Annotated in this window: 8 protein-coding genes; 4 read left to right on the top strand and 4 right to left on the bottom strand. The window is 70.9% G+C overall.

All coding sequences use genetic code 11. The features are described from left to right. Nucleotides 1-68: 68 nt before the first annotated feature. Nucleotides 69-1,814, bottom strand: a complete 1,746-nt coding sequence (locus tag AC1DP0_RS12465) for an MDR family MFS transporter (RefSeq protein ID WP_478084875.1) — start codon at nucleotides 1,812-1,814, stop codon at nucleotides 69-71. A 1-nt stretch (nucleotide 1,815) separates the two neighbouring features. Beyond that, nucleotides 1,816-2,328 carry a MarR family winged helix-turn-helix transcriptional regulator gene (locus AC1DP0_RS12460; RefSeq protein WP_478084874.1) on the bottom strand — a complete coding sequence of 171 codons (513 nt, stop codon included), beginning with the start codon at nucleotides 2,326-2,328 and terminating at the stop codon, nucleotides 1,816-1,818. A gap of 230 nt (nucleotides 2,329-2,558) precedes the next feature. Between AC1DP0_RS12460 and AC1DP0_RS12455 the strand changes: the two genes are divergently transcribed. Continuing rightward, a complete protein-coding gene (locus AC1DP0_RS12455) occupies nucleotides 2,559-3,317 on the top strand; it encodes an ANTAR domain-containing protein (RefSeq protein WP_478084873.1) in 759 nt (252 codons plus the stop codon). A 151-nt stretch (nucleotides 3,318-3,468) separates the two neighbouring features. Here the strand turns inward: AC1DP0_RS12455 and AC1DP0_RS12450 are convergent, their stop codons facing one another. Then, a complete protein-coding gene (locus AC1DP0_RS12450) occupies nucleotides 3,469-4,257 on the bottom strand; it encodes a sigma-70 family RNA polymerase sigma factor (protein ID WP_478084872.1) in 789 nt (262 codons plus the stop codon). Nucleotides 4,258-4,444: 187 nt separating this feature from the next. Beyond that, nucleotides 4,445-5,308 (bottom strand): maleylpyruvate isomerase family mycothiol-dependent enzyme, encoded by an 864-nt coding sequence (locus AC1DP0_RS12445; RefSeq protein WP_478084871.1) that lies wholly within the window; start codon nucleotides 5,306-5,308, stop codon nucleotides 4,445-4,447. 26 nt (nucleotides 5,309-5,334) lie between these two features. On the opposite strand from AC1DP0_RS12445, the gene AC1DP0_RS12440 reads away from it, so the two are divergent. The 3 genes from AC1DP0_RS12440 to AC1DP0_RS12430 form a co-directional block, all read left to right on the top strand. Then, a complete protein-coding gene (locus AC1DP0_RS12440; RefSeq protein ID WP_478084870.1) occupies nucleotides 5,335-7,437 on the top strand; it encodes a bifunctional copper resistance protein CopD/cytochrome c oxidase assembly protein in 2,103 nt (700 codons plus the stop codon). Nucleotides 7,438-7,482: 45 nt separating this feature from the next. Then, nucleotides 7,483-8,307, top strand: a complete 825-nt coding sequence (locus AC1DP0_RS12435) for a nitrilase-related carbon-nitrogen hydrolase (RefSeq protein ID WP_478084869.1) — start codon at nucleotides 7,483-7,485, stop codon at nucleotides 8,305-8,307. After that, the coding region (locus tag AC1DP0_RS12430; protein ID WP_478084868.1) for a thioredoxin-like domain-containing protein at nucleotides 8,304-9,543 on the top strand (1,240 nt) is incomplete at its 3' end. The genes AC1DP0_RS12435 and AC1DP0_RS12430, both read left to right, overlap by 4 nt.

The following is a 9,543-nucleotide window of genomic DNA, read 5'->3' as shown; positions in this document are numbered from 1 at the left end:
TTCGACTGTCGTCCAGCGGCCGAACGTGGCCTCTCGACGGTGGAGCTGCGGGTGGGCGGGACCCGGGGTCAGTGACCGGCGGGGATGGCCACGGCGTCCTCGTCGGTCTTGGCCCCGGCAGCGCCCGGCTTGGGACCGAGGTCGAGGTTCGGGAGGAACAGCGTCGCGATGAAGGCGAGGACGAGCACCCCGGCCGCGACGACGAAGACGACCGACATCGCGTCCGAGAAGCCGACGAGGAACGGCTTGGCCAGGCGCGGGTCGAGCTGGTTGATGAACGAGCTGTCCGACAGGGCCGAGCCGCCGACCCCCGCACCCGAACCGCCACCCTGCTGGGCTGCCTGCAGCTGCTGGACGAAGGCCTTGTTCGTCGCGGGGTCGCCGCCGGTCGGGTTGTGGAGCGCGGCCTGGAACGCCGGCGTCGGCGCGATCGCCGCGAAGGCCTCGGAGATCTTCGAGCCCGCCTGCGAGAAGAGGATCGAGAGGAAGACCGCGGTGCCGAGCGTGCCACCGATCTGGCGGGTGAAGGTCGCCGACGACGTCGCCACCCCCATGTCGCGGCGGTCGACGGCGTTCTGGACGGCGAGGGTCAGCGGCTGGAAGTTGAAGCCCAGGCCGATGCCGAAGAAGAACATCACGATCATCGTCTTCCACAGCGGGGTGTCCGCGCCGACGAAGCTGAAGGCGTAGAGCGACAGGACGAGGATCGCCGCGCCCATGATCGGGAAGTGCCGGTAGCGCCCCGTGCGGGAGATCAGCTGGCCCGAGATGATCGAGCCGGACATGATCCCGAGCGTCATCGGCAGCAGCTGCAGGCCCGCCTCGGTCGGCGTCGAGCCCTTGACGATCTGCAGGTAGAGCGGGATCGCAGCGAGGCCGCCGAACATGCCCATGCCGATGAAGACGGAGGCAACCGAGGCGGCCCCGATCGTGCGGTTCCTGAAGAGGCGCAGCGGGATCAGCGCCTCCTCACCCATGGCCCGCTCGAAGAGGAAGAACGCGACGAGACCGGCGAGGCCGATGGCGTAGCACGTGATCGAGGTCGCGGAGCCCCAGCCCCACGCGCGGCCCTGCTCGGCGACGATGAGCAGCGGCACGAGGGCCACCGAGAGGCTGAGGGCGCCCCAGTAGTCGATGCGGTGGTCGAGGCGCGTGTGCTTGAGGTGCAGGGTGCGCGTGACGACGATGAGGGCCGCGACGGCGATCGGCACGTTGACGAGGAAGACCCAGCGCCAGCCGGTGACGCCGAAGAGCGTGTCCTGGCCGGCGAAGAAGCCGCCGATGACCGGGCCGAGCACGCTCGAGGTGCCGAAGACCGCGAGGAAGTAGCCCTGGTACTTCGCGCGCTCACGGGGCGGCACGATGTCGCCGATGATCGCGAGGGCGAGCGAGAAGAGACCGCCGGCACCGATGCCCTGGACGGCACGGAAGGCCGCGAGCGACGGGATCGACCACGCGAGCGTGCAGAGCATGGAGCCGATCGTGAAGATCGTGATCGCGAAGATGAAGAGCTTCTTGCGCCCGTAGATGTCGCCGAGCTTGCCGTACAGCGGCGTCGCGATGGTGCTCGTGATGAGGTATGCCGTCGTGACCCAGGCCTGGCCGGCGAGGTCGTTGAGATCGTCGGCGATGACACGCATCGCGCTCGCGACGATCGTCTGGTCGAGCGCGGCGAGGAACATCCCCATCATGAGCCCGACGAGGATGGTGAGGATCTCCTTGTGGGAGAGCACCGGTCGCGGGTCGGGGCCTGCCCCTGCGGGGGCGTCCGCAGTCGCGTCGACGCGCGGCGGTTCGGCGGTGGTGTCGGACATGTCAGTCCTCTTTCTGGGTCTGGTCCCGGGTGGAATGGAAGGGCATCGGGGGCGGCGCTGCACCCCTGGCCCGGAGGTTGGCGTCGAGCGCATCGCCGAGCTCTCCCAACCGCGTGACGAACTCCGTGGTCACGGGTCCGTCCCAGTCGGCGAGCAGCCCCTGGAACCACGCCGCTCGGCTCGCCTGGATGCGGGCGAGGGCGTTGCTGCCGTGGTCGGTCAGGGACACGACCCAGGCGCGCCCGTCGCTCGGGTCGGGGCTCTTCTCGAGATGCCCCGTGCCGACGAGCGAGCTGACCTGCCGGCTGACGGTCGAGGCATCGTTGTGCAGGGTCGTGGCGAGCTCGGAGATGCGGACGGTGCCGGCGCCTGCGACGACGAAGAGCACGGGGTATGCCGTGACGTCGACGCCGTCCTCGAGGCGGGGCGCACTGTGCTTGGCCGCGACGAGGAGCTTCTGCACGCGCAGGAGCCCGAGGAAGACGGAGTTCGCCTGGTCCTCGGTGACTGCCATGGGGTGCTCCTCAGTCGACTAGTTGCTTGYGGCATGCAAGTATCTGTCCGCAGATCGCCGACGTCAATTCGCCTGTCCAACCTTTGTCCAATGATAGGACGGAGCCCCCACGTGAGAGGCTGGTGTGGTTGTCTGTGGACTCACGCCGGCGGGGGAGGTGCGAGGATGACGGACGCGCCCAGGCCGTCCAGCAGTGTGCTGGGCGAAGGTGCCGGACTCCAGGGAGTGCCATGACGAGCGACGTTCCGATCGACCCGACGATCAACGACACGTTCCGACAGCTGTCGGCGTTGATCTATGCGGGCGCCGACTCAGGGTCGATCCACCAGTCCCTCGTCGACTCCGCTCCCCAACTCATCGAGGGCTGCGACCGGGCGTCACTGCTCGTGCGCACCCGCGACCGCTACGTCACCGCTGCGAGCACCGACGACATCGCCCGTCGGATCGACCAGATCGAGCTCGAGGTCGGCGAGGGCCCCTGCGTCGACGCCATCGTCTCGGAGGCGTACCAGCACGACGCGGATCTCACCGATGCCACGACCCCGTGGCCGCGCTTCACCGAGCGCATCGTCGCTGAGACGCCGGTGCGCTCGGCCATCGGCTACCGGCTGCTCCTCGACGGAGAGAAGGCCGGCGCCCTCAACGTCTTCTCCGACACCGCTGGCGCCCTGACGTCCCGGTCGGCCGACATCGGTGCCGTCATCGCCTCGTTCGCCTCGGTCGCCCTGATGGCGATCCGGGCCCGTGAGGAGGCCGCCACCCTGCGTCAGGGCCTGCAGAGCAACCGCGAGATCGGCAAGGCCGTCGGTCTGCTCATGGCCGCGCACCACATCACCGGTGAGCAGGCCTTCGAGCTGCTGCGCAGCACGTCGCAGGAGCTCAACATGAAGCTCACCCGGGTCGCCTCGCAGATCATCGACGGGCAGGAGTCCCAGTTCAGGCCGTCGGACGTCGGGGCTGGCAGCGGCGCGGCAGGCTCACCGGTCTGAGCGGGACCTGACCGGACGAGGGTCGGGTCCAGCCCCTTGACGAGGGTCTGGACCAGCCCTGAACCAGGGTCTGGACGAGGCCCTGGACGACGAGTGGCCCCGACGCGTCCTCTCTCAGGGGCGTCGGGACCACTCGAACGGTCGATGTGGGTCAGGCCGAGGCCATGCCCTCCGATGACAGCTGACGGCGCAGCTCGTCGAGGGTGCGACGGAGCAGGCGGCTGACCTGCATCGCGCTCAGACCCATCGACTCGGCGATCTCCGCCTGGGTCATGTCGCCCGCGAACCTCAGCTGCACCAGCTGCTGGTCACGGGGGGACAGCCGCTCGAGCGCGGTGCGCACGACGATGCCCTCGTCCAGCGCCGGGTCGGAGCCCGAGTCGCCGCGGGCGTCGAGGAGGTCGAGCACGGGCCGGCCGCCGTCGGCCGTCGTCGCGTCGAGGGAGGCCGGCCGCAGGTTGGTCGCCGCCACCTGGGCCTCTCGGACGGACTCGAGCGTGATGTCGAGCTCGCGGGCGAGCTCGCGGACGTCCGGGTCGTGCCCCAGTCGCTGCTCGAGCCGTGACCGGGTGTCGGTGACGAGCTGCCGGCGCTCCTGCAGCTCTCGCGGGGGGCGTACGAGCCACCCGTGGTCACGGAAGTGACGACGGAGCTCGCCGGTGATGGTGGGCGTGGCGTAGGCGCCGAACTCGGTCGGCTTGCTCAGGTCGAACCGCTGGACGGCCTTGAGCAGGGCCAGGAACGCCACCTGCTCGAGGTCCTCGCGGTCGAGGCCCTTGCCCGAGTACCGGTGGGCGAGCGAGCGTGCGAGCGGCATGTGCAGCTTCGTCACGGCCTCGAGGGCGTCGTGGCGTTCGGACTCCGAGTCCGAGCTGCGAAGGGTGTGGATGAGCTCTCTGGTTCGCGCATCCTTGCGCGGACCCATGGATGGGTCGGTCATTTCAACTCCGATGGATCGGATCCCCGATGCGGCGCTGGCTTGACCGTCTGGTCATGACGCTAGGCCGTCTGCCACCTTTACACAAGGAGGCTTTCGCTACCGTGCGGCGCCTTTGACGTGTATAAGCACTCCGATCCCGCTGCCGGCGATCGTCCCCGACGGGACGGGCGGCGGCAGCCGGAAGAGCTCAGTGCGTGACGACGACGAGAGCCTCGAGGAGCCTCCGCGCGATCTCCCCGTCACCCGTCACCGTGTAGTGGATCGCGTCCACGGAGCGCCGCCCGGCCGCCCGACGGGTCAGTGCGTCCGTGGTCAGATGGATGGACGTGACGTCGAGCTGTTCCTCACCCTGGGGTCGGTCGTTACCGCTGAAGAGTGCTTCGCCGTAAGGGCGCCCGTCCTCGCCCGTGACGATGCGCGCACCGCCGCGGGCCACGACGGGGCCGCTGACATCGAGCACGACGGCGTGCCCAGCGCCGATGTCGGCGACGCGGGAGGCGATGCGCGGGAGGGCGTCGAGGATGTCGGCGGTGAAGATCGCGGCGCTCGCGGAGTCGAGGTTCCCGGGCCGGTCGAGGGCCGCGCGGATGTCCTGCTCGTGCACCCACGCGTCGACGATCCGGCGGTGCAGGTGCTGGCCGAACGTCGTGTCGGGCCCGAAGAATCCGCCGATGACGGTGTCGACATCGGCGTCGGAGGCACGCAGCTCGGCCACCCGCCGGGGGTGGAACTCCGCCAGCTCGGCCACGATGTCGCGTCCGGTGATCCCCCGTCGAGCCTCCACGTCGACCTCGACGAAGCGCGCGAAGTCGCTGCGGACATGGGCGTAGTCGGGCACCGCGACTCGCGGTCGCGGCAGGCCGGCGAAGGACTTCTCGGCGCCGACGACGTGCGCGATCTGGTCCTTCACGGTCCAGCCCGGGCACTCGGTCTGGATCTCGAAGTCCTCGTCGCGGCACGAGTACCCGAGATCGATGATCGACTGCACGGAGTGGTCGAACGCGTCGATCAGTCCGTTGCGGTCGTCGGGGGCGGCCGGGTGCATGGGCATGGGTTCAGACTACTTACCCTTGAGGCATGTCAACCCTGTCGCGAGAAGGCCGAACCGGTCCACGGACCGGCTCGACCTCTTCCGGAGGGCCGAGGGCGGCGATGGTGTTGGCCGGTGTGGTCACCGTCGGCCTCGTTGCGAGCGTGGTCGCCGCTCGCTACACCGGARCGGCCGACGCCATGACCGGTGGCCTCACGGACGCGGGCCCGGTCGTGCGCTGGGCGCTCCCGCTGGTGCGCGTCGTCCACGACGTCGCGGCCTCGCTGACGATCGGCTCCCTGTTGCTCGCCGCGACGATGATCCCGGGCCGCACCCGTGCGGAGAGCGCCGCCCCCGACGAGCCGCGCCGCGCGGCGGCGCTCCGCGTCGCGACCGCGGCAGCCTTCGTCTGGGCGGTCGCGGGAGCGGTCGGCCTCGCCTTCACGTTCGCCGACGCGGCCGGTATGCCGCTCAGTGACCCGTTGTTCGCCACCAACCTCGCCGGGTCGGTGTGGTCCATCGAGACGCTGCGCGTCGCCCTGCTCAGCTGCCTCGCAGCGTTCGTCGTGGCGTCCGTCGCCGCGGTGGCACGGTCGCGCCCCGTGGCCGTCGCGCTGAGCGCGCTCTCGGCGCTCGGCCTGCTCGTCCTCGGACTCACGGGTCACGCCGGCGGCTCGGCCGACCACGAGACCGCGGTCAACGCCCTCGCCGCGCACCTGCTGGGCGCCGCCGTCTGGGTCGGCGGACTGCTGGCCCTCATCGTCCTGCGGGGCGCGCTCGGGGAGTCCCTCGGCGTCGTGGTCCGGCGCTACTCGACCGTCGCCCTCTGGTGCTTCGTCACCATCGGCGTCTCCGGCGTCATGTCGGCGACGACGCGACTCGGCTCGTGGTCCGACCTGGCCACGCCGTACGGCGTCCTCGTCCTCATCAAGGTGGTTGCCTTCTCGGCCCTCGGTGTCGCCGGGGTCGTGCACCGCCGGGTGACCCTCGACCGCATAGACGCCTCGGAGGGCAACGACACCGCTGGTGCCCCTGCTGCTGCCGCTGCCGCCCGTGGCACGCGTGGGCGCCTCTTCGTGCGCCTCGCCGTGGTGGAGACGCTCGTCATGGGGCTCGCCTTCGGTGTCGCAACGGCCCTGGCGCGCAGCGAGCCGCCGGTGCCCGAGACGGTGGCCGACCCAAGCGCTGCCCTGTCGCTGACCGGCTACCCCGCCCCTCCCGCGCCGACGGCACTGGACTGGCTCACGGCCTGGCGGGTCGAGTGGCTGTTTCTCGCCACAGGACTGCTCGCCATCGGTCTCTACGTAGCCGGGGTGGTGCGGCTGCGGCGGCGTGGCGACGCGTGGCCCGTGCTGCGCACGTTGAGCTGGGTCGTCGGCTGGTTGCTCTTCCTCTATGCGACCAACGGCGTCCTCGGCATCTACGGCCGCGTCGCCTTCTCATGGCACATGACCTTGCACATGCTCGAGGCGATGGTCCTGCCCATCTTCCTCGTGCTCGGCGCTCCCGTGACACTGGCGCTGCGCACGATCAGGCCGCGCCGGGACGGCACGCTCGGCCCACGCGAGATGCTCCTCGCGATGATCCACTCCCGGCTCCTGGCAGTCGTCGGCAACCCGATCTTCGCGGCTGCCTTCTTCTTCATGAGCCTCGTGGTCTTCTACTGGACGGGCCTGTTCCAGCTGGCGCTGGAGACGCACACGGGCCACCTGCTCATGACCGCGCACTTCGTCGTGGTCGGCTACCTCTTCGCCTGGGTGCTCGTCGGCGTCGACCCCGGCCCCAAGCGGTGGAGCCCGGCGCTGCGCCTCGTCGTGCTCTTCGCCACGATCGCCTTCCACGCGTTCTTCGGGGTGGCGATGATCAGCGGCACGACAGTGCTCGCCGGCGACTTCTTCCCGACCATCGCCATCCCGTGGGTCGGCAGCCCCCTGGCCGACCAGCGCTACGGCGGCGGTGTCGCCTGGGCCATCGGGGAGCTGCCCAGCCTCGTGCTCGCCCTGACCGTCGCCCTGCAGTGGTTCCGCACCGACAGTGCGGAGGCGGTGCGGCAGGACCGGCGTGCCGACCGGGACGGCGACGCCGAGCTCACGGCATACAACGAGCGTCTCGCTGCTCTCGCGAAGCGCGACGGCAACCCGTCCCGCTGACGGGCAGGCCTGACCAGTCGTCGCCGCGCATGTGAGAGTTGGGCCATGAAGGTTGCGCTCATCCAGCTGGCCTACGGCGACGACGAGTCGGTCGCCGACCGCACCACCCGCGTCACCGACCTCGTACGCGCCCAGGCAGGTCACGACCTCGTCGTCCTGCCGGAGCTGTGGTCGGCGGGCGGGTTCGACTACACGGCGTGGGACGAGCGCGCCGAGGCCGTCGACGGACCCGTCGCGCAGGCCCTGGCCCAGGCCGCGGGGGACGCCGGCGTCACCCTGCACGGCGGCTCGATCGTCGAGCGGGCCGCCCCCGCCGACCCCGTCGAGGCCGCTGACCCCGTCGGTCGTGGGCTGTGGAACACGAGCCTCGTCTTCTCGCCCGAGGGTGAGCTCGTCGCGACCTACCGCAAGATCCACCGGTTCGGCTTCGGCGAGGGCGAGCCCAGCCTCATGGACGCCGGTGATGACGTCGTCGTCGTCGACGTGCCCGTCGCGGCCGGCGGCACGGCCCCCGTCGGCCTGTCGACCTGCTACGACCTGCGCTTCCCCGAGCTCTACCGTCTTCTGCTCGACCGCGGCGCCGAGGTCTTCGTCATCCCGGCCGCGTGGCCCCGCAAGCGGGTGGCCCACTGGACGCTGCTCGGGCAGGCCAGGGCGATCGAGGACCAGTGCGTCGTGCTCCAGTGCAACACCGCCGGCACGCACGCGCGCCACGAGATGGGAGGGCACTCCCAGGTCGTCGACGCCACCGGGAAGGTTCTGGCCAACGCGGGCCTTGACGAGGAGGTGCTGAGCATCGACATCGACACCGCGGCGACGCCGGAGTGGCGCCGGACCTTCCCCGTGCTGACCGACCGGAGGCTCCCGTGAGCGCCGGCACCGGTACGCTCCGCTCCCGGGTCAAGGTGCGCGCGCCCGAGCTCGTCGGGCGCGGCTGGCTCAACACCGGCAGTCGTGCGCTGGGGCTCGCCGACCTGCGCGGTCGCGTCGCGGTGCTCGACTTCTGGACCTTCTGCTGCGTCAACTGCCTTCACGTCCTCGATGAGCTGCGCCCCGTCGAGGCGCAGTTCCCCGACGCGCTGACGATCATCGGCGTGCACTCGCCGAAGTTCGAGCACGAGGCCGACGCCGATGCGCTCGCGGCCGCCGTCGAGCGGTATGCCGTCCACCACCCCGTGCTCGACGACCCCGACCTCGTGACGTGGAAGGCGTATGCCGCCCGCGCCTGGCCGACGCTCGTGGTCATCGACCCCGAGGGCTACGTCGTCGCCTCGATGTCGGGCGAGGGCCACGGCCCCGGTCTGGCCTCGCTCGTCGCCGAGCTGATCGAGGAGCACCGGGCCAGGGGCACGCTCCAGCCCGGTGATGACCCGTACGTCCCGCCGCCGGCGCCCGACACCGCCCTGCGATTCCCGGGCAAGGCGGTCGCCCTCCCCGACGGGTCGTTCGTCGTCAGCGACACGGCCAACCACCAGGTCGTGCACCTCGAGGAGGACCTGCTCACCGAGCGCGCCCGCTGGGGCGGCGAGGGTCAGTTCAACGAGCCGCAGGGGGTGCTGCCGGCGACCCCGACCGTGGCCGGCCGGCTCGGGGTGGACCTTCTCATCGCGGACTCGGTCAACCACCAGGTCAAGGGAATCCGATTCTCCGACGGCTCGATACACGTCGTGGCAGGCACGGGTTCACAGCTGCGCGAGCGCACGGGCGGGGGCCCGGCCCTCGAGCAGGCGCTGTCGACGCCGTGGGACCTCGCTTGGCTCGGTGACCGGCTCGTCGTCGCCATGGCCGGCACCCACCAGCTGTGGGCGTGGACGCCGGGCGACACCTTCGCGGACGGCCGGGTCGCGGTCGTCGGTGGCACGTCGAACGAGGGGCTCGTCGACGGACCGGCCCGCGACGCGTGGTTCGCCCAGCCGTCCGGCCTCGCGGCCTCGGCGTCGGGTGACCGCGTCTGGATCGCCGACTCTGAGACGTCGGCCCTGCGCTCGCTGACGACGCCGGCCGACGGCGAGCTCGTCGTCGAGACGCACGTCGGCACCGGCCTCTTCGACTTCGGCCACCGCGACGGCGACGCCGCCGAGGCGCTGCTCCAGCACCCCCTCGGCG

The organism is Terrabacter sp. P5_B1 (genome assembly GCF_056400505.1).
The sequence above is the reverse complement of the archived record's forward strand: the minus strand, read 5'-3'. Positions and strand labels throughout refer to the sequence as shown.